The following is a 21,845-nucleotide window of genomic DNA, read 5'->3' as shown; positions in this document are numbered from 1 at the left end:
AGCTCATTACTTTGTTTTATCGCTTTTCCATTAATTCGTTAGAATTAACAGGGCAGTTTCGCTCGTTGTTCAGTTTTCAAAGAACAATTTCTTTTCCGTGTCAACCGACTGTCTCTCAGCGGCGACTTAGATAATATATCATGTATGCCCAACTAAATGCAACCCTTTTTTTAAACTTTTTTTCATTCTTTTTTAATGGATATCTCTATCTGTAATTACGCACATTCAGCGCGTATCGGGATAGCTCTTTTGGGGAGGCAATTCGCGCATACATCCGGAAGATGATTTTATAGCGGCGGGTAATCGCTTGCTTAATATCTCCATCCAATCGATTGTCATTGAGATCAAGCAGCATTTCATCTAATTCTTTGCGCAGGACGTAATCGAGTTCTTTGCATTCTTTGTCGTTGAATAGAATTCCTAGCATGTTTATTGTGCGCCCTCCTAAGGTAAGGTCCGAGTTCTGTTGACAACAAAAACGGCGCCCGCGCTTTCGCATCACGACGCCGCTTTACTGTTATGCACAATAAACAGGAATTTTATTACACAGGTCTCATCATTTGCATCAACCAAATGCTGACCGTACTTTCAATTACAGCTGCAACAAGCAAACCAACTGTAAGAATAACGACTACCGGCACGCTGCGGATGACGAAAAACTCAATCGCTTTTCCCGCTTCCCCTACCTTACGATTGGGCAGAATCGCCGCAAGCAGCATTTTCCATACGAGAGCACCAAACTTCATCCCGTACGCACTTGCGATTACGATTGCCGGAATTTCAATAATACCGTGCGGCAGCAAGCCAACAAGCGTTACGAACATATCTCCCGTACCGCTTGTAACTGCGATATGCTGCAGCAGATAACCGATGACCATTCCATTCAGCACAAGAAAGAACATCGGGATCAGTCCGAAGAACGAACCTATATAGATGATAAAGACCGATTTGATGGCATTGTTCAAAAAGATAAAGACCATAAATGCCAGAGTCGGATTGCTGCTCTCTTGCAGCGTGTTGGCCAGTCCCCCCAGCGCAGCCAATTGCTGCTCCAGATAGTTAGCGAATGCTGTATTCGTACCGCCAACGAAGATGCCAGCGGCGAACAGTATATATCCGAACGTAATATATGGCCCCATTGCTTTGAAGTGCGCCCTAATGGCGTTCCATTTAAATATGGTCGTCTCCCCCTCTTCCGTCACCGGAATTCGAACAAGCATGAATAACTTTGTTGTACGAGCATAGATTGTACTAGAACAAGCTTTCAAAAGAGAGGAGAGCCTGCCTGATATGAATTTCTTCTATGTATTGAACGGACGTAAAATTAAGCGTTACTTCCTGCTGTCGCTGGCCCTGGTTTTTTCCGTCGGTATTATTTACGCTGAACGGGACAACATCACCGTCTTCTCACCGCAGCAGCCGGCTGCTATTTACAGCGTGCCAACCGAGAAAAAAGTAATTGCCCTGACCTTCGATATCAGTTGGGGAGAGAAAAGAACGGAGCCCATCCTGCAAGTGCTGAAGGAAAAAGGCATTACGCAAGCTACGTTCTTCCTATCGTCGCCTTGGAGCCAGTCCCATCCGGATATCGTCAAAAAAATTCTCGATGCCGGCTATGAGATCGGAAGCCACGGCCATAAGCACGACAATTACAGCAAGCTGAACGATGATGAGATTCGTACCCAAATCAAGACTGCGCATGCCATCTTGTCCGACATTACGGGAAAACAGCCGAATCTGCTCCGTCTCCCTAACGGAGATTTCGACAAGCGGGTGCTCCGCATCGCGGAAGAGCTCAACTATAAAGTCATCCAATGGGATACCGATTCCATGGACTGGATGAGCATCGGCACTGACAAAATCATTAACCGAGTCGTAAGCCGCGCGCATAACGGTGACATTGTCCTCATGCACGCAAGCGATTCCGCTAAGCAGACTGCAGAAGCACTCCCGTCCATTATCGATCAGCTTCGCTCCAAAGGCTATGATTTCGTATCCGTTACGGAATTGATCTCGCAGACTGAAGCACAAGGAAGCGCTGTTAAAGACAAAACAACTTCAACTTCGCTGGCGGAAAGATTGAATGCTGCAGAAGAATAATGAAATCAGAGGTTCAGGCCTCAATTAGGCAACCGGCTTTGCGGATGGCGCAGGGCTGGTTGCTTCTTTTTGCAGCAAGCGCGGCAGCATCAGAATTTGATAAGCGTTGCAGGCGAACAGCGGGATCATCATGAAAATGATGGCCGTCATATTCGTCTCGCCTTGAAGAGCAGGCCATGCCTCGATAAAGGTAATAAAGAACATCAGAAACAGCGTCGGAATAAACGCGCTGCGATTGGTTTGCTTCACTTTTACATAAGCTACTGCAAGAGAGCCTATCGCCAGCCCTAACGGCAGCACCCAGAAAAACCAGTCATTCGTCCGCTGCCCGTACAACAGATATCCTAATCCGCCAAAAGCAAACAGCGTGGTATAGCCTTGCAGCGCATTCCATAAATAGCTTTTGCGGAAAACGCTTAACGCAATATAATTCAAAGTCAAATAAGCAAAGAAGCCCATCTGGCTAAATGCCCCCATCATAAGGCCGACAAGCGCCATCATCAGAGCATTCATGCTCGCAGCGTTCAGACCCATTACGCCAAATTCGCTATCCAATCCGCGCATAATGGAACCGAAGACAGCCGTTACGACAGCGCCAACCGCCATACAGCTCCAGAAAAGAAAAAACCATTTTCGTAAAGTCACGATTCTGACCCTCCTAAATTTTATGTGAACCGGTACACCTACCCATTTCACCAAGTTTTATTTTAACACGTTCCCATGAAAAAGCTAAGCGGCAGGCATGATAATCCGGTGAACTTTAAAGCATACTACTTCATAATAACAACAGTCATGCCACAGAAGGGAGATAAACGGAGCATGCTTAGAAAATGGGCTTTATTAACGGCCGTATGCGCCGTAACATTCGTACTGACCAGCTGCGGTGCCGAATCATCGGGATCAAGCCAGCAGACAAGCTATAAAGACATGAAATCGATGGTAATCGACATCCTGAAGACGGAGGATGCGCAAAAGGCGCTGCAGGAGTCCGCGTCACAAATGTCCGGCTACAACGCCAGCGCCTCCAAGCTTCTATCCGTTCAAGATCAAGAGCAGGTACGGCTGGCAGTCAAGGAAGTACTGGTTGCCCCAGAATATGATAAAGTGCTCAAAACATTAATGACGGACACCCGTTTCGCGGGCGAGTTCGCTAAGGCGGTCAATAAGCAGAATAAGGACATTCACAAGCAGCTGCTTAAAGACCCAAGCTATCAGGAAGAATTAATCAAGGTGATGAAAAGTCCCGAAATGGATAAAATGATCCTTGATGTTCTTCAAAGTACGCAATATAAAAAACAAGTTATGTCTTTGATGCAGGAATCGATGCAAAATCCGCTGTTCCGCCTGGAAGTGCTGGATCTGATGAAGAAGGCCGTTCAAGAGGAGCTCAAGCCTAAACCAAATGAGAAGGTCCAGAAGAGCGGCGGTCAATCGGGAGAATCTCAGGGCGGTGACGATTCCGGCGATTCCGAGGACTCAGGCTCCGGCGATTCGCAGGGCCAAGATTCATCCACGTAGCCTTATATAAAAAGCCTCAGCTTCGCGTGCCGGCAGGAAGTTCTTATGCCGATAATCGCAAAGCCGAGGCTTTTTGCTTGTCGTGTTATTTACCGCAGCGATCGATAACCCGGTCCGCTAACTCCAGATAGAGCTGTCCCGTTTCCGACTCAGCTTTGTATACTGAAGGCGAGAAATCCGGCTCTGAAATATGGTTGTCCGGCTGGCCAAGCGGAATTTGCGCCATCAAATCGGCATGAAGCGACTCGGCTAACCTCGCGCCGCCTCCGCGCCCGAATATATATTCCGGCTCCCCGCATTTGCTGCATTTGTAGTAGGCCATATTTTCAACGACGCCAATGATCTCATGATTCGTCTTAATCGCCATCGCACCCGCTCGTGCTGCTACGAAAGCTGCCGTCGCATGCGGTGTGGTTACGATGATCTCTTTGCTTTGCGGAATGATCTGGTGCACATCCAGTGCTACGTCTCCGGTACCCGGAGGCAGGTCAAGCAGCAGATAGTCCAGCTCGCCCCACTCGATTTCGGAGAAAAAGTTGCGCAGCATTTTGCCCAGCATCGGGCCGCGCCATACAATCGGGCTGTTGTCTTCGACGAAGAAGCCCATCGAAATGACTTTTACGCCAAAACGCTCGATCGGAATGATCCGATCGTTCACCAGCTCCGGCCGCGTCTCGATGCCCATCATATCCGGTACGCTGAAGCCGTAGATGTCGGCGTCCATAATGCCGACACGCTTGCCTTTTCTAGCCAGTGCCACAGCCAGGTTGACCGTTACAGTCGATTTGCCGACCCCGCCCTTGCCGCTGGCAACCGCGATAAACTCCACTTTGCTCTCTGGGTCAAGCAGTGAGCTGGTCAGCCCCGCGCCGTGACCTTGCACAGGAGCCGCTTCAGCCGCTGGCTGCTTGTTCGCCGCTGCTGCTGCTCCTGCCCCGCCGCCTTGCGCTGGCTGCGCCTCGCGGAAGCGGAAATGCACTGCCTCGGCGCCTGCTTGCGTGAGCGCCTCGCGCAGCGCCGTTTCAAGCGCCGGCTTCGTCTCGGCGCTTGCCAACACGACCGTCAATGAAACTTGACGGTCCTTTACCACGATATCGCGGAATTGCACTGCATCCGCGCTATATGCTTCCGTCACTGAACCGACGGCTTCTAATGCCTGCTCTCGCGTTAACATAGGGATGTCCCACCTTTTATATGTAATGCTGCTAATTCGCTTGTTTATAATGATTATAACACAATGCCAGCGATTAGTTTACAGGCGGGCTAATCTTCTCCCCTGACGTATAACGCAAAATGCCTTGATAAATCGATGCCGCCACCTTCCGCTGATAATCAGCATCCGCCAGCTGCGAAGCTTCTCCCGGGTTGGACAAGAAGCCAACTTCCACAAGTGCCGTCGGAATATGATCCAGCTCCTTGAGCAAATAGACTGTTTTTTGCGTCGCGGCCACTCGGCTTGTATTTTCAAGATTGCGTTTGATTTCATCCTGGATCAATAACGCCAGCCCTTGGTTCTCCGGATGATTATCCGGGTGGTAGAACGTTTGTGCGCCTGACCATTTTGCCGACGGAATACTGTTCATGTGAATGCTTACCGCAAGCGTTGCGCCGCTGTCTTTGATTTGACCTACTCTGCGCTGCAAGTCCTCGGTCTTGCGCTTGCTGTACGCACGCGTGTCACCGCTCGCCAGATCGTAATCCCCTTCCCGCGTCATAGTGACAATAGCCCCTGCTTGCTGCAGGTAATCCCTTAAGTATAGGGCAATAGCCAAATTCAAATCTTTCTCAACGATGCCCTGCTTGCTCACAGCTCCTCCGTCTACACCGCCATGTCCCGCATCGATTGCAATGGTCTTGCCTGACAGCGGCAGCGTCCAATACGTGGAGGTTCGAATAACAGGATTGCCCTGTGTGAAAATAAACCATGTCAATACAAGGGCAACCGCTCCCGCTGTCAGCCGAAGCACTCCCTTGTAGGTCATCCATACGACAAACCGCCCTTTTATCCGGCGCATAAAAAAACCACCCCGTCCCCTTTCAAATGATAGCCTCTTCACCACTAACCATGGATGGATAAGCTCTCTATCATTTATATGGGACGAGATGGTCGTTTATGAGTTCGGAACGCAAGGAAAGCGAGTCAAGCTTCATTCCGGTTGTCCGGTTATTAGCCGACAGACTGTTCTTTCATGCCTTCAATTAGAATTTTAGCAACTTCAGGACGGGAGAATTCTGGCGGCGGGCAAATGCCATCACGCAGCAATGCGCGAACCTTCGTTCCCGACAGGGTCAGATGATCTTCCTTGCCATGCGGGCAAGTTTTCGTCGTCGCCATATTGCCGCATTTCGTGCAGAAGAAGCTGTGCTCGAAGTAAAGCGGCGTAATGCCGAGATCCTCGACTGGAATGGTTTTGAGCAAATCTTGCGCTTCATAAGTGCCGTAATAGTCGCCTACACCAGCGTGATCACGGCCGACAATAAAGTGACTGCAGCCATAGTTTTTCCGTACAAGCGCATGGAAGATCGCTTCGCGCGGACCCGCATAGCGCATAGCCGCCGGGAATACGCCCAAAAATACGCGATCGCTCGGGTAGTAGTTCTCCAACAGCGCGAGATAACTCGTCATCCGTACGTTAGCGGGTACATCATCCGTTTTCGTCTCGCCGACGAGCGGATTAAGAAACAGAGCATCCACGATTTCCATCGCCGTTTTTTGAATATATTCATGCGCCCGGTGGACCGGGTTGCGAGTCTGGAAACCAACGACCGTTTTCCAGCCCTTCTCGGCAAAAATCCGGCGTGTTTCACTTGGATCGAAGTAGAACTCACCAAACTTCTCCGGCTGCGGACGATTCAATACGGTAATAGCGCCGCCTACGTATGTGGAAGGACGCGACAACAGCTTTTGAACGCCAGGATGCTCCATGTCGTCGGTTTTGAACACTTGTACCGCTTCATGCTTATGGTCGACCGAGTAGATGCTCTCTACATCGATAATGCCGTACGTTACGCCATCTTCGCCCACCAGCGAAGCACGAGCGCCAACCTGCAGCTGCGCCGCTTTCGCTTCCTCAACAGCTAACGTAATTGGAATGCTCCATACCGTACCGTCAGCAAGACGCATACGATCCACTACGGAATGATAATCCGCTTCATTCAAAAAGCCGGTAAGCGGCGAAAATGCGCCTACACCGATCAAATCCAGATCGGATACCGTCCACGCATTAATGACGATGCTTTGCAGACCTTCCGATTCTTTCAGCAGTTGTTCGCGCTGCGAGCCTTCAGCGACACGATTAACAAGCACGCCGCCATGAGGTAAACTTTGAGCCATAGTAGAAGTACCTCCCCGTTTTGGACGAGATCCTTATTTATGCAAGCCGCATTCCGTTTTTTCCTGACCCGACCAGCGTCCCGCGCGAGGATCCTCTCCCGGCATAACCTGACGCGTGCAATACTCGCAGCCGATACTCGGATAGTGGTTGTCATGCAACGGGTTGTAAATCACGTCATTCTCGCGGATGTAGTTCCATACATCCTCTGTTGTCCAGCCTGCGATTGGGTTGAACTTTATGAGACCGAACTTTGTATCATATTCTACTTTTTTCGCATTGGCGCGGGTTGGCGCTTGATCACGGCGAATACCTGTAATCCAAGCATCATATTTCGTCAAGATGTTGGTGAGGGGCTGAACTTTCCGAATGTTGCAGCATTGATTCGCATCGCTTTTCCACAGCTCTGGACCAAATTGCTCCGCTTGCTCTTCCGGTGTAATTACCGGCTGCACTCGAACAAAGGGAATGCCAGGATAACGCTCCACCATACGGTCACGCGTCTCGTAAGTTTCTTTGAAGTGGAAATCGGTATCCAAGTAGAAAATGTCCGTTTTCGGGCTTATTTTTTGCAGCATATCGACGAGAACAACGTCCTCCGCGCCAAAGCTGCAGGCAAAGGTAATGTTAGGGAATGCTTCTACCGCATACGCCAAAATCTCTTCCGCAGTCGCATTTTCAAGCTCTACCGCTTTTTGCTGCACTAACGCTTCTTTTTCGAATAAGTTCATGTTGGCCCCTCCATGGTTAAATTCCTACTAATTTCGTATGTTATTAATTAAATTATACTTGCTCCCGAGAAAATGTTCAAGAAGTTTTGTTCAAAATGAAATAAAGTCCTTGTAAAAGGTTCGTCTACCCGGGTTCCGGGAGACGTTCGCTGCGTGTCGTCGGGAGAAACCAGCTTTAAACAACAAAAAAACCTCCGACCAATAAGGCCAGAGGTTTGATTTTCCTTGAAACAAGAAATTAACGTTTCGAGAATTGTGGCGCGCGACGAGCCGCTTTAAGACCGTATTTTTTACGTTCTTTCATACGTGGGTCACGAGTCAGGAATCCTGCACGTTTCAGAGCTGGACGCAGTTCAGCGTCAACTTTCAGAAGTGCGCGGGAAATGCCATGACGGATAGCGCCTGCTTGACCGGACATACCGCCGCCGTTTGCAATTACGAGCACGTCGTATTTTGCAAGCGTGTCAGTCAGTACGAGCGGTTGCTTAACGATAAGCTTCAGCGTTTCCAGACCAAAATATTCGTTCAGATCGCGTTTATTAACAATGATTCGTCCTTCACCCGGCACAAGACGTACACGTGCGACAGAGTGTTTACGACGACCCGTTCCATAGTATTGCACTTGAGCCATGAAACTGTCCTCCCCTTATTAGCCGCGAAGTTCGTAAACTTCTGGATTTTGTGCTTGATGCGGATGCTCCGAACCAGCGTATGCTTTAAGTCTAAGCTTCATTGCGTTACCTTGACGTGTTTTTGGCAACATGCCGTGAACAGCCAGTTCGATTACGCGGTCAGCTTTTTTAGCGATCATTTCGTGAGCAGGCGTTACTTTAAGGCCGCCTGAGTATCCGGAATGACGGTAGTAGTTTTTGTTTTGCATTTTCTTACCAGTCAAAACAATTTTGTCAGCGTTAACTACGACTACGAAGTCGCCTGTGTCAACGTGAGGCGTAAATTGCGGTTTGTGCTTGCCGCGGATCAGGCTGGCAGCTTCAGAAGCAAGACGACCGAGCGTTTTGCCTTCCGCATCGATGATGTACCATTTACGCTCAACTTCATTTGGCTTAGCCATATAGGTGGTACGCATGGATGATCCTCCTTGATTCGTTTACAGTAAAGTTTTAATTTTATAAACAACGTTTCACGTTTGTTATTAATCTGATGTTGCTCGCCAAGTTTGTGAATTCTCAGTCGGGGCTGTGGGATAGCCACTAAGAAAGCACAAGTTATATTCTACTATACAAAGTAGCCTAAAGCAAGCAGTTTACGTGATTTTTCTTCAAGCTTCAGCCGGGTATTCGACGTTCATGAGCATGAGTCCATGGGACATTGCTGTCGGTCCTGCCAAGGCTCTGCTTCGCCCTTCTAAGATGCGTTTCATGTCTGCAGGCTGCCGCTTTCCTTGGCCGACTTGAAGCAAGGTTCCCATAATAACCCGAACCATATTGTACAGAAAGCCGTTGCCGGTAATGTACATATGAAGCATCGAGCCCTGCTGCTCGAAATACGCATCATATACGATCCGTATATGATGCGGTTTGGTTGAATGAATGGAGGTGAATGACGTAAAGTCATGCTCGCCAATCAAATGCTTCAACCCTTCTTGCATCGCTTCCACTTGAAGGCGCATCGGATGATGAAACGCATAGCGGCGCTCGAACACGTTCGGAAACTTCCCCGTATCGATCGTGTACCGGTACGTCTTCCGTTTCGCAGAACGTCTGGAATGAAAAGACAGCGATACTTCATGCACTTCCAGGATCACAATATCTTTAGGGAGCCTTGTATTCAGCGCAATGGCCCAACGTTCTGCAGGAATCGTTGATTCCGTTGCAAAGTTGAACACTTGTCCTTGCGCATGTACGCCGGCATCCGTTCTTCCCGAACCGAGAATAAGAATATCTTCCCCTGTCAGCGCTTGAATCGCCTTTTCAATCTCCTGCTGCACGGTACGACCGTACGGCTGCGATTGAAAGCCGTTGAACTCCGTCCCTTCATAACTTACCGTCGCGCATAAATTCCTCATCTCGACACCTCTTTCCCCACAAGACCCTTGCTCCTTCTTTCTTTATCGCCCTGCCGCTCAGGCGAAGCGCAGTGAAAGCTATGAGAAATAGCTAAAGGTCTGTTGTGAACTTTATGAAAATGAGCATCGGGTACGGAATGAAAGGTTTGAACTGAAGAAGCGCAGCGTTCGCTTTTGTGAGCGGATTTCTGCCGCAGCGCGGCTGTAATCGATGAAATCCGCGAGCAATGGCGATCGTAAGTCAAACCTTTCATGCAGTACCGAATTGCTGTCTTCATAAATGCTTCAAGCAGTACCTCATGCATCTCTCAATGCTTTCACGCAGCTTCACACGCACCGGCAAAGGGCAATAAAAAAAGGTGGCCGCAAGGGTCCACCCTTTATCTACCACAGCCCAAACAGCTGTACCGCCCTAAGGCGGCTTCAGCTAAATGTGCATGTGTTACGCGCGGTCAACCAGTTCCAAATACACCATTGGCGCAGAGTCGCCACGGCGGGGTCCCAGTTTCAGAATCCGCGTGTATCCGCCCGCACGTTCCGAGTAACGGGTGGCCAGCTCGGAGAACAGTTTTTGGATTGCATCTTGCTCTCCATCAATAGTCTCACGACGAACAAAAGCAGCTACTTGGCGACGAGCGTGCAAGTCACCTTTCTTTGCTTTCGTGATCAGCTTTTCAGCGATCGAACGAACTTCTTTCGCTTTCGCTTCCGTTGTTTGAATACGCTCATAAAGGAACAGGTCAGTAACGAGGTCACGGAACAAAGCTTTCCGTGCACTAGCGTCACGGCCCAATTTTTGATATGCCATCTTGATTTCCCCTCCCTTGCCTAAAGTCTGTACTAGATGTTCTTGCTACTCTTCCATGCGAAGGCCAAGACCCAGCTCTTCCAGCTTCTCTTGAACTTCCTCAAGCGACTTGCGGCCCAAGTTGCGAACCTTCATCATGTCCTCTTCGGATTTCGTGATCAGCTCTTGAACCGTGTTGATGCCAGCGCGTTTCAAGCAGTTGTAAGAACGTACGGAAAGATCCAGTTCCTCGATAGTCATCTCCAGAACTTTCTCTTTTTTGTCTTCTTCCTTCTCGACCATAATTTCTGCGTCTTTGGCTTCGTCAGTCAGACCAACGAAGAGATCCAAATGTTCCGTCAGAATTTTTGCGCCGAGGCTCACGGCCTCTTCCGGTCGAATACTGCCATCGGTCCATACTTCAAGTGTTAATTTGTCGTAGTTGGTTACTTGACCAACGCGAGTATTCTCAACGCTGTAATTTACACGCGTAATTGGCGTATAAATCGAGTCAACGGGAATAACCCCAATCGGTTGATCGTCCCTTTTGTTGCGGTCCGCTTGCACGTATCCGCGTCCCCGATTAGCGAAAATTCGCATATGGAGGCGCGCACCGGAGGCCAAGGTCGCGATATGAAGATCAGGGTTCAAAATCTCGACATCGCTATCAGCTCGAATGTCGCCAGCCGTAACGATTCCATCGCCTTCAGCGTCGATTTCCAACACCTTTTCTTCATCAGAGTGGATTTTCAACGAGAGGCCTTTCAGGTTCAGAATGATTTCGGTAACGTCCTCAATCACTCCTGGAACCGTGGAGAACTCGTGAAGCACTCCGTCGATTTGAACGGATGTCACAGCTGCGCCCGGCAGCGACGACAGCAAAATTCGGCGAAGCGAATTTCCCAGCGTCGTCCCGTATCCGCGCTCCAGCGGCTCAACGATGAAACGTCCGTATGCTCCATCATCGCTCAAATCTACGGTCTCGATTTTCGGCTTTTCGATCTCAATCACTAATAGTACCCTCCTTCAAACGTCGCTCCGTTACCATACCGTTTTTTTAGTCAAATCTCGTAGTATGCCAAACCTTCACAACCATTATTCACAAGTTGCAGTTATTTGATACCACAGTGAATCAACTATACGCGACGACGTTTCGGCGGACGGCATCCGTTGTGAGGAACTGGCGTTACGTCTTTAATCAGGTTAACTTCGAGGCCAGCTGCTTGAAGCGAACGAATCGCTGCTTCGCGGCCTGCGCCAGGACCTTTAACCATTACCTCTACAGCTTTCATGCCATGCTCCATAGCTGCTTTAGCTGCGGATTCCGCTGCCATTTGCGCTGCAAACGGCGTGCTTTTACGGGAACCCTTAAAGCCCATGTTACCGGAGCTTGCCCACGAAATTGCGTTGCCGTGCGGGTCAGTGATCGTTACGATCGTGTTATTGAATGTCGAGCGGATGTGCGCTACGCCAGATTCAATATTTTTACGGTCACGACGTTTTGTACGAACGACTTTTTTAGGTTTTGCCATTGTCCTATTTCACCCCTTTATTATTTCTTCTTGTTAGCTACAGTCCGACGAGGACCTTTACGCGTACGCGCATTCGTTTTCGTGCGTTGACCGCGAACAGGCAAGCCGCGACGGTGACGAACACCACGGTAGCAACCGATTTCGATCAGGCGTTTAATGTTAAGCGAGATTTCACGACGCAGGTCGCCTTCTACTTTAACGGATTTGTCAATTGCTTCGCGCAATTTTGCCAGCTCATCTTCAGTCAAATCCCGAACACGAGTGTCAGGATTAACGCCTGCTGTGCTGATCAGCTTTTGCGAAGTTGTTGTGCCAATACCGAAAATGTATGTCAGGGCGATCACGACGCGTTTGTCACGCGGCAAGTCTACACCAGCTATACGTGCCATATGCCTAAGTCCCTCCTTTATCCTTGTTTTTGTTTGTGTTTCGGATTTTCACAAATCACCATAACGTTGCCTTTGCGACGAATGACTTTGCATTTTTCGCAGATCGGCTTTACCGAAGGTCTAACCTTCATTGTGATTACCTCCCGAATCCTTCGCAAGCATACCGCTGCCGGTCTACTTCCGATAGGTGATGCGCCCTCTGGATAAATCATAAGGCGATAACTGTATAACCACTTTGTCCCCAGTCAGAATCCGAATGAAATGCATTCTGAGCTTGCCGGAAACATGTGCGAGAATTTGATGACCGTTCTCCAGCTCCACCTTGAACATGGCATTCGGCAGCGGTTCAATTACCGTACCCTCGACCTCAATGACGTCTTCCTTTGCCACCGTCATTCTCCTTTCGCATGTGCGTACTTCTGAATCACATAACGTAACTTGGCATTGGTCACTCTGCCCGATTCAAGCAAGCTGTCTGTTACTTCGCTGCTTATAACGGGTTGTAACTCGAGATGCAGAACGTTCTTCTTCTTCGGCTGATCGAATCGCCGCTTATCACCGTCAACGATCATAACGAATCGCTCGTCTACGACAGTCAGGATGATCGCATAGCTGTTCTCATCTTTTCCCCGAAGCACCTTAACGATTTGTCCGACCTGCGGCTGTTTCTCCATATGGATTACCCCGATTTCGGCAGCATCGTCAAAATTTCAAAACCGTCCTCCGTTACGGCTACAGTATGCTCGTAATGAGCGCACCATGAACCGTCTTCCGTTACGACCGTCCAATTGTCTTCAAGCGTGCGTACATATCGTTCGCCGATGTTGACCATAGGTTCGATGCAAAGCACCATTCCCGGCTTTAGCTTTGGCCCGCGATCCGGTAAGCCGTAATTCGGTATCTGCGGTTCCTCATGAAGGTCCCTGCCGATTCCGTGTCCGACAAATTCGCGTACGACCGAGAAGCCGGCCGCTTCGACCACCTGTTGCACCGCATGCGATACGGTAAACAATCGAACATCCGGACGAATGAGTGCAAGCGCTGCGTACAGCGATTGCTCCGTCACCTCGAGCAGCTTAGCCACTTCATCCGATACCTCTCCGACCTTATAGGTCCAAGCGGAATCGCCATGAAAGCCGTTGTACTGCGCGCCGATGTCTATGCTTATAATATCGCCTTCGTTCAACGTTCGGGTTCCCGGAAAGCCGTGCACCAGCTCGTCATTCACAGAAGCGCAAATGCTGGAAGGAAAACCATTGTAACCTTTAAAGGATGGAACGGCGCCTTTGCTGCGAATATACGCTTCAGCGATTTGGTCAAGCTCTAGTGTCGTAACCCCAGGCTTTACCGCCTCTTTCATTAACTGATGCGTCTCCGCTACAATGCGGCCGGCTTCCCTCATCACTTGCAGCTCCGAATCGGATTTGCAAATGATCATTACAATGAACCTCGCAAGAGAGTCACGATGTCGGCCGTAACCGCATCGATTTCTTTCTCGCCGTCGACTTCGCGAAGAAGATTTTTACCGTTGTAATAGTCAAGAAGCGGAGCGGTTTTGGAAATATATTCGTCAAGCCGCGTGCCGACTTTCTCTTCCGTATCGTCCGACCGTTGATACAATTCGCCGCCGCATTTGTCGCAGACGCCTTCTTGCTTCGGCGGATTGAAAATCACATGGTAGGTCGAGCCGCATGCTTTGCAGATGCGTCTTCCCGTCAAACGAGCGAGCAGAAAGCCGCGGTCAACTTTTAAATTAATAACGTGGTCAATGCCCCGGTTCAATTCCGCGAGCATTACATCAAGCGCTTCAGCCTGCTGCAATGTGCGTGGAAAGCCGTCAAGCAAAAACCCTTTGTTGCAGTCGTCCAGTGCGAGACGTTCTTTTACAATCCCGTTCGTAATCTCATCGGGAACGAGCAGCCCTTGATCGACATACTCTTTCGCTTTGAGACCTAGCGGAGTCCCTTGTTTCATCGCAAGGCGGAATGCATCGCCAGTAGAGATATGCGGAATGCCAAACTCTGCAACGATACGTTCAGCTTGCGTTCCCTTGCCGGCTCCCGGAGGGCCCATGAATAAGATGTTCATTGACGTCTTCCTCGCTTTAAGCACAATAGGCTCATGCGGGTTCCGCAACATCGCATGCGACGAACACGGAATCCCGATCAGAACCTATTGTTATTTATTGATAAACCCTTTGTAATGGCGTTTGATCAACTGGCTCTCGATTTGCTTCATCGTGTCAAGGGCAACGCCGATAACAATCAGAAGCGAGGTGCCGCCGAGCTGCACCGTACGCGGCAATCCAGCAAGTGTTCCGAAGAGCACCGGAAGAATCGAAATAACCGCTAGGAAAATTGCACCCGTCAATGTAATCCGCGACATAACGCGAGTCAGATAAGAGGAAGTAGGTTTACCCGGACGAATGCCTGGGATGTAACCGCCATTCTTCTTCATTTGATCCGCCATTTGAACCGGATTAATTTGAACGAAGGTGTAGAAGAAGGTGAAACCGATGATTAACAATACATACAACACCATGCCAAGCGGCTGATCGTAGTACAGATTGTTAATGATCCAGTTCGCCCAACCCGCCCCGTTCCAGAACTGGGCAATCGTGATCGGGAACATAATGAGCGATACCGCGAAAATGACCGGAATAACGCCAGCGCCGTTCACTTTCATCGGAATGTGCGTCGACTGTCCGCCGTACATTTTTCGACCAACTACGCGCTTTGCGTATTGAACCGGGATTTTACGAATGCCTTGCTGAACGAAGATAACGCCTACGATGATTGCGATGATCGCGATAAGGATCAGAACCATCTTGCCAATGTTCAGGAACAGTTGGCCGTCTGCGTTAATGAATTGATCTTGGTAGATCGTACGGATATGTCCAGGAATACCTGCTGCAATTGCCGCAAAGATCAGGATCGAAATACCGTTGCCGATACCACGTTCCGTAATCTGTTCGCCGAGCCACATCAGGAAGGACACACCCGCTGTCAATATGATCGCGATGAGCAGGTAATCTACGAATGTAGCACCCGGGATCATTTGGCTGTTATATTGACGGTTGAAACCAACAGCTGTTGCAAAACCTTGTACCAAACCAAGAATAACCGTGCCGTAACGCGTGATTTGAGCGAGCTTCTTCTTCCCGTTCTCGCCTTCCTTCGCCCATTCCGCAAACTTCGGAATAACATCCATCGATAACAGCTGAACGATGATCGACGCTGTGATGTAAGGCGTTATGCCGATAGCAAAAATAGAGAATTGGAAGAGCGCACCGCCGGAAAAAGTGTTTAGCAAACCAAACATATCAGCGCCAGCAGCGTCTACTTGTTTGAATACGTTCTTGTCAACACCTGGCACCGGAATGAACGCACCGATGCGATATACGAGCAGAATGAAAAGGGTGAACAGGATCCGCTTGCGCAAATCCTCCACTTTCCAAATGTTGGACACGGTTTTGAACAATTAGATCACCTCGGTTTTACCGCCGGCAGCCTGGATCTTCTCTACCGCAGATTGAGAGAATTTACTTGCTTTTACAGTCAGTTGAACCTGGATTTCGCCATTACCCAAAATCTTAATACCTGCGAGTGGATTTTTAACAATCCCCTGCTCAAGAAGAACTTGTGGAGTAACTTCGGTACCTGCTGCAAAGCTGTTCAATTCTTCAATGTTGACTACGGCATATTCTTTGCGGAAACGGTTGTTGAAACCACGTTTCGGAAGACGACGGTACAATGGGTTTTGACCACCCTCGAAACCAGGGCGTACACCGCCGCCGGAACGAGCGTTTTGACCTTTGTGGCCTCTGCCTGCTGTTTTGCCGTTACCGGAGCCAATACCGCGGCCTTTGCGCTTGTTAACTTGCTTAGAGCCTGGTGCTGGTGCGAGTTCATGCAATTTCATCGTTCTTGCACCTCCTTATAGATTTCTGCTTGCATCTATTACTAAACTTCTTCGACTTTGATCAAGTGGCTAACCGAGCTAACCATACCGCGAACGGCTGGGCTGTCGTTCAGTACAACCGATTGACGAATCTTGCGAAGACCGAACGATTCGACGGTTGCGCGTTGTTTCTCGTTGCGGCCGATCAAACTGCGAACGAGGGTGATTTGCAATTTTGCCATCTTATTTCCCTCCTTAACCTAACAGCTCTTCGACAGTTTTTCCGCGAAGCTTCGCAACGTCTTCCGCACGTTTCAGACGGGAAAGACCTTCGAGCGTTGCGTTAACCATGTTCATGGAGTTCGAAGAACCGAGGGATTTCGTCAAAATATCGCCTACACCAGCCAGTTCAAGTACTGCACGAACTGGGCCGCCGGCGATAACACCAGTACCTTTGGAAGCTGGTTTCAGAAGAACTTCACCAGCGCCGAAGTGACCAAGCACAAGGTGAGGAATAGTTGTACCAACGAGTGGTACGTGGATCAGGTTTTTCTTAGCATCTTCGATACCTTTGCGAATCGCATCTGGTACTTCGCCTGCTTTACCGATCCCTGCGCCGACGTGACCTTGGCCGTCGCCGACAACTACGAGCGCGCTAAAGCTAAAACGGCGTCCGCCTTTTACTACTTTTGCTACGCGGTTGATATGAACCACTTTTTCAGTCAGTTCACCCAACGTATTCGGATCTATACGCAAGTCGTTTACCTCCTTTTAAGTAAATTCGACTAGAATTCCAGACCAGCTTCGCGAGCTGCGTCAGCAAGCGCCTGAATTCTGCCATGATACAAGTAGCCACCACGGTCAAATACGATTGCCGTATGACCTTTCGCTTTTGCACGTTGTGCTACCAATTCGCCGACCTTACGAGCAGCCTCAACGCTGCCGCCGTTGCCGATCGCTGTAGCCAGTTCTTTATCCAGCGTGGATGCCGATGCTACAGTTACGCCATTCACATCATCAATCAGTTGAGCGTAGATGTGCTTGGAAGAACGGAACACCGAGAGACGCGGACGAGCAACCGTTCCAGTGATTTTTTTACGAACACGCAAGTGTCTTTTCAGACGAGCCTTGTTTTTATCGCCTTTCGTAATCATTCAAGGTTCACTCCTTTCCTTATGCCTTATACCGCTATTTTAAGCAGCCCAATCAGACTGCTTATTTCTTCTTACCAGCTTTACCTTCTTTGCGGATGATGCGTTCGCCTTCATACTTGATACCTTTGCCTTTGTAAGGCTCAGGCTCACGTACGGAGCGGATTTGAGCAGCAACAGCGCCTACGCGCTCTTTGTCGATACCGCGAACCGTGATTTTCGTGTTCGCAGGAACATCGAACTCAATGCCTTGCTCAGGAGTGATCTCCACAGGGTGGGAGTAACCAACGTTAAGAACGATCTTATCGCCAGTTTTGTTAGCACGGTAACCTACACCTACGAGCTCCAAATTTTTCGAGAACCCTTCAGTAACGCCGCTCACCATGTTAGCGATGACGCTGCGTGTCGTTCCGTGCAGGGAACGATGCAATTTATTGTCAGAAGGACGTTCTACTACGATCTCGCTCTCCGCAACATTGATTTTCATGTCTTTGTGCAGTTCGCGGGACAGCGTACCTTTCGGTCCTTTAACGGTAATGACTGTGTTGTCCAAGTTGATGGATACGCCGTTAGGCACTTGGATTGGTTTACGACCAATACGGGACATTGTTACACCTCCAATCGTTGTGACTTGTTACTTACCAAACGTAGCAGACGACTTCGCCGCCAGCTTTGCTTTGACGAGCTTCTTTATCGGTGACAATCCCTTTGGACGTGGAAATGATAGCAATTCCCAGACCGCCCAACACGCGAGGGACTTCAGTCGATTTTGTATAAACACGCAGACCTGGTTTCGAAATACGTTTCAAACCAGTGATAACGCGCTCTTGGTTAGGGCCGTATTTCAAGAAAATACGGATAATCCCTTGTTTGTTGTCCTCGATATATTCAGCATCGCGGATAAAGCCCTCGCGCTTCAGAATTTCAGCGATTTGCTTCTTAACTTTCGAAGCGGGCATTTCCACGGTTTCGTGACGAACGACATTCGCGTTGCGAATGCGCGTCAGCATATCTGCAATCGGATCAGACATAACCATTTGTGTTAACCTCCTTCCCGAACTAGGCTGATTACCAGCTTGCTTTTTTAACGCCAGGAATCTGGCCTTTGTATGCTAACTCGCGGAAACAAATCCGGCAAATTTTAAACTTTTGCAAAACAGAGTGCGGACGGCCACAACGTTCACAGCGCGTGTATGCACGCACTTTAAATTTCGGTGTACGTTGTTGCTTCACTTTCATCGAAGTTTTTGCCACTGGGTATTACACCTCCTAAAAGTGGATTACTTCGCGAACGGCATGCCCAATTGGGTCAGCAGTTCACGAGATTCTTCGTCCGTTTTTGCCGTAGTGACGATAACGATGTCCATACCACGAACTTTATCGACCTTATCGTACTCGATCTCTGGGAAGATCAATTGCTCTTTCAAGCCAAGCGTGTAGTTACCGCGTCCGTCGAATGCTTTCGTCGACACACCGCGGAAGTCACGAACGCGTGGGAGCGAAATGTTGAACAGCTTGTCAAGGAAGTAGTACATGCGCTCACCGCGCAGTGTTACTTTAACCCCAATCGGCATGTTCTCACGAAGTTTAAAGCCGGCAATGGACTTCTTCGCGCGAGTAACAACAGGTTTTTGACCGGAAATGATGCGAAGCTCTTCGACAGCCACATCAAGCACTTTGGAGTTAGCAACTGCTTCGCCAACACCCATGTTGATTACGACTTTCTCGATTTTCGGCACTTGCATTACAGTCGTATAGTTGAACTTCTGCATTAGAGCAGGCGTAATGTCATTAAGAAAACGATCTTTCATTCTTGCAGCCATTTTCATGGACCTCCTTTCCTACGGTTAACGATTAGTCGATCACTTCGCCGGAACGTTTAGCGATCCGGACTTTTTTGCCGTTGTCCAGCACTTTGTATCCGATACGAGTTACTTTGCCGCTCTTCGGATCAATGTGCATTACGTTCGATACGTGAATCGGAGCTTCTTGCTCAATAATACCGCCTTGCGGGTTAACCTGCGAAGGGCGAGTATGCTTCTTCACCATATTGACGCCTTCTACGAGTACGCGGTTTTCACGCGGATACGCAGCGATTACACGGCCTTTTTTGCCTTTGTCCTTACCGGAGATGACGATGACCGTGTCGTCTTTTTTGACGTGCAATTTGTTGTTGTGCGATTCAAGAATTTTTTTCAGTCTTGGCATTGATTACACCTCCTGCTCACTTAAGCTTTAAGCGTTAAGCATTCTATCGGGGCCCCCGCAAAGTATTCGGAATCATCTTCAAGACTACGCTTCACTTTGTGGGGTGTACATTAGATAACCTCTGGAGCAAGCGATACGATTTTCATGAAATCTTTATCGCGCAGCTCACGGGCAACTGGTCCAAAGATACGAGTGCCGCGAGGGCTCTTATCTTCTTTAACGATAACCGCTGCATTCTCGTCGAATGCGATGTAGGAACCGTCTTTACGACGAACCGCACGCTTCGTACGAACGATAACCGCTTTTACTACATCACCTTTTTTGACAACGCCGCCTGGTGTTGCTTGTTTGACGGAGCACACGATCAGATCGCCGATTGCACCGACACGGCGTCCAGTACCGCCAAGAACACGAATACACATCAGTTCTTTCGCACCAGAGTTATCAGCAACTCGCAAACGAGTAAATGGTTGAATCATTTTAACGTCCTCCTTTACATCAGGATCTTTGAACCATGTTCAAAAGAACGTAGCTCAAATCACTCATTGTTCTAAGCGTCGCTTGTATTAAAGGACAACGGCCACTTCAACAACTTCAACCAGTCTGAAGCGTTTGTCTTTCGAAAGCGGACGAGTCTCCATGATTTTCACGATGTCGCCAATTTTCGCTTGATTGTTCTCATCATGCGCTTTGAACTTCTTCGTGTACTTGATGCGTTTATGGTACAAATCATGTTTTTTGTAAGTTTCTACAGCAACCACGATTGTTTTATCCATTTTATCGCTAACGACTTTTCCGATTTGAACTTTGCGGGCATTGCGTTCGCTCATGTTCTTCCTCCTTCCTTACACCTTGGTATGATCAAGGTCAGCTTAGTTAGCTGCTATACCGAGTTCTCTTTCATGCAAAATGGTTTTAGCGCGAGCAATGTTCTTACGCACGTCACGAATACGTGTCGGGCTTTCCAGTTGGCCGGTAGCCAATTGGAAACGAAGGTTGAAGAGCTCTTCTTTAAAACCAGCGATTTTTTGTTCTATCTCAGCAGAGGTAAGGTTGCGAAATTCACTAGCCTTCATTTGCTTCACCACCCACTTCTTCGCGTTTCACGAACTTCGTTTTGATCGGGAGTTTGTGGGACGCGAGGCGCATCGCTTCACGAGCGATTTCTTCGGAGACACCAGCCAGCTCAAACATGATTTTGCCAGGTTTGACTACTGCAACCCACTTCTCAACGTTACCTTTACCGCTACCCATACGAACCTCGAGAGGCTTTTGAGTGATCGGCTTATCAGGGAAAATCTTAATCCATACTTTACCGCCACGTTTGATGTAGCGAGTCATAGCGATACGAGCCGCTTCGATCTGACGGTTAGTGATCCATGAAGGCTCAAGTGCTTGCAGGCCGTATTCGCCGAAAGCTACGTCAGTGCCGCCTTTAGCGCGACCTTTCATGTGACCGCGTTGTTGTTTGCGGTGTTTGACACGTTTAGGTACCAACATAATTAGTTGCCTCCTTCCTGGGGAGCTTTCTTCTTAGCTGGAAGGACTTCACCGCGATAGATCCATACTTTTACGCCGATACGGCCGTAAGTCGTATGCGCTTCAGCTGTGCCATAGTCAATATCAGCACGCAGCGTATGAAGCGGAACTGTTCCTTCGCTGTAGCCTTCCGAACGAGCAATTTCAGCACCGCCGAGACGACCGCTAACCGCAGTTTTGATCCCTTTAGCGCCTGCACGCATCGAACGTTGGATCGCTTGTTTCAAAGCACGACGGAATGAAACGCGACGCTCAAGTTGTTGCGCGATGCTTTCAGCTACAAGAATAGCGTCCAGATCTGCTTGTTTGATTTCGGAAATGTTAATGTGTACTTTTTTGCCTTTAGTGATCTTGCCAAGCTCCGTGCGCAGGTTTTCCACTTCGGAACCGCCTTTGCCGATAACCATGCCCGGCTTAGCTGTTTGAATCGTCACGTTAACGCGGTTAGCCGCGCGCTCGATCTCGATGTGGGATACTGCCGCATCTTTCAGTTTGTTCTTCAGGTACTCACGAATTTTCACGTCTTCAAGAAGAAGATCGCCGAAATCTTTGCCTGCGTACCATTTGGATTCCCAATCACGGATAATCCCTACACGCAAACCGATTGGATTTACCTTTTGACCCACACGTTA

Annotated in this window: 36 protein-coding genes; 2 read left to right on the top strand and 34 right to left on the bottom strand. The window is 49.0% G+C overall.

Annotated features, from left to right (window positions below):
- Positions 1-205: 205 nt before the first annotated feature.
- Positions 206-427 carry a hypothetical protein gene (locus tag ACFVVF_RS28930; protein ID WP_015847185.1) on the bottom strand — a complete coding sequence of 74 codons (222 nt, stop codon included), beginning with the start codon at positions 425-427 and terminating at the stop codon, positions 206-208.
- 115 nt (positions 428-542) lie between these two features.
- Positions 543-1,202 (bottom strand): stage II sporulation protein M, encoded by a 660-nt coding sequence (locus ACFVVF_RS28925; protein ID WP_387816736.1) that lies wholly within the window; start codon positions 1,200-1,202, stop codon positions 543-545.
- Positions 1,203-1,290: 88 nt separating this feature from the next.
- On the opposite strand from ACFVVF_RS28925, the gene pdaB reads away from it, so the two are divergent.
- Positions 1,291-2,100: a polysaccharide deacetylase family sporulation protein PdaB gene (gene pdaB / locus ACFVVF_RS28920; protein WP_042171376.1), complete on the top strand. Its 810-nt coding sequence runs from the start codon at positions 1,291-1,293 to the stop codon at positions 2,098-2,100.
- 24 nt (positions 2,101-2,124) lie between these two features.
- Here pdaB and ACFVVF_RS28915 read toward each other — a convergent pair whose 3' ends face one another.
- Positions 2,125-2,745, bottom strand: a complete 621-nt coding sequence (locus tag ACFVVF_RS28915; RefSeq protein WP_387816733.1) for a KinB-signaling pathway activation protein — start codon at positions 2,743-2,745, stop codon at positions 2,125-2,127.
- A gap of 174 nt (positions 2,746-2,919) precedes the next feature.
- Between ACFVVF_RS28915 and gerD the strand changes: the two genes are divergently transcribed.
- Positions 2,920-3,618: a spore germination lipoprotein GerD gene (gene gerD / locus ACFVVF_RS28910; RefSeq protein ID WP_387816731.1), complete on the top strand. Its 699-nt coding sequence runs from the start codon at positions 2,920-2,922 to the stop codon at positions 3,616-3,618.
- An 85-nt stretch (positions 3,619-3,703) separates the two neighbouring features.
- Here the strand turns inward: gerD and ACFVVF_RS28905 are convergent, their stop codons facing one another.
- The 31 genes from ACFVVF_RS28905 to rpsC all read right to left on the bottom strand — a co-directional run bounded on the left by ACFVVF_RS28905 (position 3,704) and on the right by rpsC (position 21,839).
- Entirely contained in the window at positions 3,704-4,792 is a 1,089-nt protein-coding gene (locus ACFVVF_RS28905; protein WP_387816729.1) for an Mrp/NBP35 family ATP-binding protein, read from the bottom strand.
- 73 nt (positions 4,793-4,865) lie between these two features.
- Positions 4,866-5,633, bottom strand: a complete 768-nt coding sequence (gene cwlD / locus ACFVVF_RS28900; RefSeq protein ID WP_387816728.1) for an N-acetylmuramoyl-L-alanine amidase CwlD — start codon at positions 5,631-5,633, stop codon at positions 4,866-4,868.
- A gap of 152 nt (positions 5,634-5,785) precedes the next feature.
- Positions 5,786-6,952 (bottom strand): sulfate adenylyltransferase, encoded by a 1,167-nt coding sequence (sat, locus tag ACFVVF_RS28895; RefSeq protein ID WP_387816726.1) that lies wholly within the window; start codon positions 6,950-6,952, stop codon positions 5,786-5,788.
- Between the two features lie 33 nt (positions 6,953-6,985).
- Positions 6,986-7,681 (bottom strand): phosphoadenylyl-sulfate reductase, encoded by a 696-nt coding sequence (locus ACFVVF_RS28890; RefSeq protein ID WP_387816724.1) that lies wholly within the window; start codon positions 7,679-7,681, stop codon positions 6,986-6,988.
- A 238-nt stretch (positions 7,682-7,919) separates the two neighbouring features.
- Positions 7,920-8,312, bottom strand: a complete 393-nt coding sequence (rpsI, locus tag ACFVVF_RS28885; RefSeq protein WP_042171387.1) for a 30S ribosomal protein S9 — start codon at positions 8,310-8,312, stop codon at positions 7,920-7,922.
- Positions 8,313-8,330: 18 nt separating this feature from the next.
- Positions 8,331-8,768 (bottom strand): 50S ribosomal protein L13, encoded by a 438-nt coding sequence (gene rplM, locus ACFVVF_RS28880; protein WP_042171388.1) that lies wholly within the window; start codon positions 8,766-8,768, stop codon positions 8,331-8,333.
- A 192-nt stretch (positions 8,769-8,960) separates the two neighbouring features.
- Entirely contained in the window at positions 8,961-9,707 is a 747-nt protein-coding gene (gene truA, locus ACFVVF_RS28875; RefSeq protein WP_387816721.1) for a tRNA pseudouridine(38-40) synthase TruA, read from the bottom strand.
- 442 nt (positions 9,708-10,149) lie between these two features.
- Positions 10,150-10,515 carry a 50S ribosomal protein L17 gene (rplQ, locus tag ACFVVF_RS28870; RefSeq protein ID WP_042171395.1) on the bottom strand — a complete coding sequence of 122 codons (366 nt, stop codon included), beginning with the start codon at positions 10,513-10,515 and terminating at the stop codon, positions 10,150-10,152.
- Positions 10,516-10,560: 45 nt separating this feature from the next.
- Entirely contained in the window at positions 10,561-11,505 is a 945-nt protein-coding gene (locus ACFVVF_RS28865) for a DNA-directed RNA polymerase subunit alpha (protein WP_042171396.1), read from the bottom strand.
- Between the two features lie 125 nt (positions 11,506-11,630).
- Entirely contained in the window at positions 11,631-12,026 is a 396-nt protein-coding gene (gene rpsK, locus ACFVVF_RS28860; protein WP_042171398.1) for a 30S ribosomal protein S11, read from the bottom strand.
- 20 nt (positions 12,027-12,046) lie between these two features.
- On the bottom strand, positions 12,047-12,415 hold the full coding sequence (rpsM, locus tag ACFVVF_RS28855) for a 30S ribosomal protein S13 (RefSeq protein ID WP_042171401.1): 369 nt from the start codon (positions 12,413-12,415) through the stop codon (positions 12,047-12,049).
- Positions 12,416-12,432: 17 nt separating this feature from the next.
- Positions 12,433-12,546 (bottom strand): 50S ribosomal protein L36, encoded by a 114-nt coding sequence (gene rpmJ / locus ACFVVF_RS28850; RefSeq protein WP_003333770.1) that lies wholly within the window; start codon positions 12,544-12,546, stop codon positions 12,433-12,435.
- 43 nt (positions 12,547-12,589) lie between these two features.
- Complete coding sequence (gene infA, locus ACFVVF_RS28845; protein ID WP_015847200.1) at positions 12,590-12,805, bottom strand: translation initiation factor IF-1; 216 nt, start codon at positions 12,803-12,805, stop codon at positions 12,590-12,592.
- A 2-nt stretch (positions 12,806-12,807) separates the two neighbouring features.
- Positions 12,808-13,089, bottom strand: coding sequence for a KOW domain-containing RNA-binding protein (locus tag ACFVVF_RS28840; RefSeq protein WP_042171405.1), 282 nt, complete (start codon positions 13,087-13,089; stop codon positions 12,808-12,810).
- A 5-nt stretch (positions 13,090-13,094) separates the two neighbouring features.
- On the bottom strand, positions 13,095-13,853 hold the full coding sequence (gene map, locus ACFVVF_RS28835; RefSeq protein WP_387816717.1) for a type I methionyl aminopeptidase: 759 nt from the start codon (positions 13,851-13,853) through the stop codon (positions 13,095-13,097).
- The gene (locus ACFVVF_RS28830) at positions 13,853-14,503 is read right to left on the bottom strand and encodes an adenylate kinase (protein WP_387816715.1); all 651 of its coding nucleotides are present in this window, start codon (positions 14,501-14,503) and stop codon (positions 13,853-13,855) included. Before ACFVVF_RS28830 ends, map begins: the two co-directional genes overlap by 1 nt.
- Before the next feature lie 90 nt (positions 14,504-14,593).
- Positions 14,594-15,895, bottom strand: coding sequence for a preprotein translocase subunit SecY (secY, locus tag ACFVVF_RS28825; RefSeq protein ID WP_387816713.1), 1,302 nt, complete (start codon positions 15,893-15,895; stop codon positions 14,594-14,596).
- Entirely contained in the window at positions 15,896-16,336 is a 441-nt protein-coding gene (rplO, locus tag ACFVVF_RS28820; protein ID WP_042171414.1) for a 50S ribosomal protein L15, read from the bottom strand.
- Positions 16,337-16,377: 41 nt separating this feature from the next.
- Positions 16,378-16,557, bottom strand: coding sequence for a 50S ribosomal protein L30 (gene rpmD / locus ACFVVF_RS28815; RefSeq protein ID WP_042171416.1), 180 nt, complete (start codon positions 16,555-16,557; stop codon positions 16,378-16,380).
- A 13-nt stretch (positions 16,558-16,570) separates the two neighbouring features.
- Entirely contained in the window at positions 16,571-17,071 is a 501-nt protein-coding gene (gene rpsE, locus ACFVVF_RS28810; RefSeq protein WP_042171418.1) for a 30S ribosomal protein S5, read from the bottom strand.
- A gap of 29 nt (positions 17,072-17,100) precedes the next feature.
- Positions 17,101-17,469 (bottom strand): 50S ribosomal protein L18, encoded by a 369-nt coding sequence (gene rplR / locus ACFVVF_RS28805; RefSeq protein WP_387816710.1) that lies wholly within the window; start codon positions 17,467-17,469, stop codon positions 17,101-17,103.
- 61 nt (positions 17,470-17,530) lie between these two features.
- Entirely contained in the window at positions 17,531-18,073 is a 543-nt protein-coding gene (gene rplF, locus ACFVVF_RS28800; protein WP_387816708.1) for a 50S ribosomal protein L6, read from the bottom strand.
- 31 nt (positions 18,074-18,104) lie between these two features.
- The gene (gene rpsH / locus ACFVVF_RS28795) at positions 18,105-18,503 is read right to left on the bottom strand and encodes a 30S ribosomal protein S8 (protein WP_387816706.1); all 399 of its coding nucleotides are present in this window, start codon (positions 18,501-18,503) and stop codon (positions 18,105-18,107) included.
- A 31-nt stretch (positions 18,504-18,534) separates the two neighbouring features.
- Entirely contained in the window at positions 18,535-18,720 is a 186-nt protein-coding gene (locus tag ACFVVF_RS28790; RefSeq protein WP_013312154.1) for a type Z 30S ribosomal protein S14, read from the bottom strand.
- A 26-nt stretch (positions 18,721-18,746) separates the two neighbouring features.
- Complete coding sequence (rplE, locus tag ACFVVF_RS28785; RefSeq protein WP_042171426.1) at positions 18,747-19,289, bottom strand: 50S ribosomal protein L5; 543 nt, start codon at positions 19,287-19,289, stop codon at positions 18,747-18,749.
- A gap of 31 nt (positions 19,290-19,320) precedes the next feature.
- The gene (rplX, locus tag ACFVVF_RS28780; RefSeq protein WP_387816704.1) at positions 19,321-19,674 is read right to left on the bottom strand and encodes a 50S ribosomal protein L24; all 354 of its coding nucleotides are present in this window, start codon (positions 19,672-19,674) and stop codon (positions 19,321-19,323) included.
- Positions 19,675-19,784: 110 nt separating this feature from the next.
- A complete protein-coding gene (gene rplN / locus ACFVVF_RS28775) occupies positions 19,785-20,153 on the bottom strand; it encodes a 50S ribosomal protein L14 (RefSeq protein ID WP_015847214.1) in 369 nt (122 codons plus the stop codon).
- An 87-nt stretch (positions 20,154-20,240) separates the two neighbouring features.
- Positions 20,241-20,504, bottom strand: coding sequence for a 30S ribosomal protein S17 (gene rpsQ / locus ACFVVF_RS28770; protein WP_015847215.1), 264 nt, complete (start codon positions 20,502-20,504; stop codon positions 20,241-20,243).
- Between the two features lie 42 nt (positions 20,505-20,546).
- Positions 20,547-20,750, bottom strand: coding sequence for a 50S ribosomal protein L29 (gene rpmC / locus ACFVVF_RS28765; protein WP_387816701.1), 204 nt, complete (start codon positions 20,748-20,750; stop codon positions 20,547-20,549).
- Positions 20,740-21,174, bottom strand: a complete 435-nt coding sequence (gene rplP / locus ACFVVF_RS28760; protein ID WP_387816699.1) for a 50S ribosomal protein L16 — start codon at positions 21,172-21,174, stop codon at positions 20,740-20,742. Before rplP ends, rpmC begins: the two co-directional genes overlap by 11 nt.
- Before the next feature lie 2 nt (positions 21,175-21,176).
- Entirely contained in the window at positions 21,177-21,839 is a 663-nt protein-coding gene (gene rpsC / locus ACFVVF_RS28755; protein ID WP_387816697.1) for a 30S ribosomal protein S3, read from the bottom strand.
- Positions 21,840-21,845 lie beyond the last annotated feature (6 nt).

It is taken from the genome of Paenibacillus sp. NPDC058174, assembly GCF_042883865.1.
Classification (GTDB): Bacteria; Bacillota; Bacilli; order Paenibacillales; family Paenibacillaceae; genus Pristimantibacillus.
The sequence above is the reverse complement of the archived record's forward strand: the minus strand, read 5'-3'. Positions and strand labels throughout refer to the sequence as shown.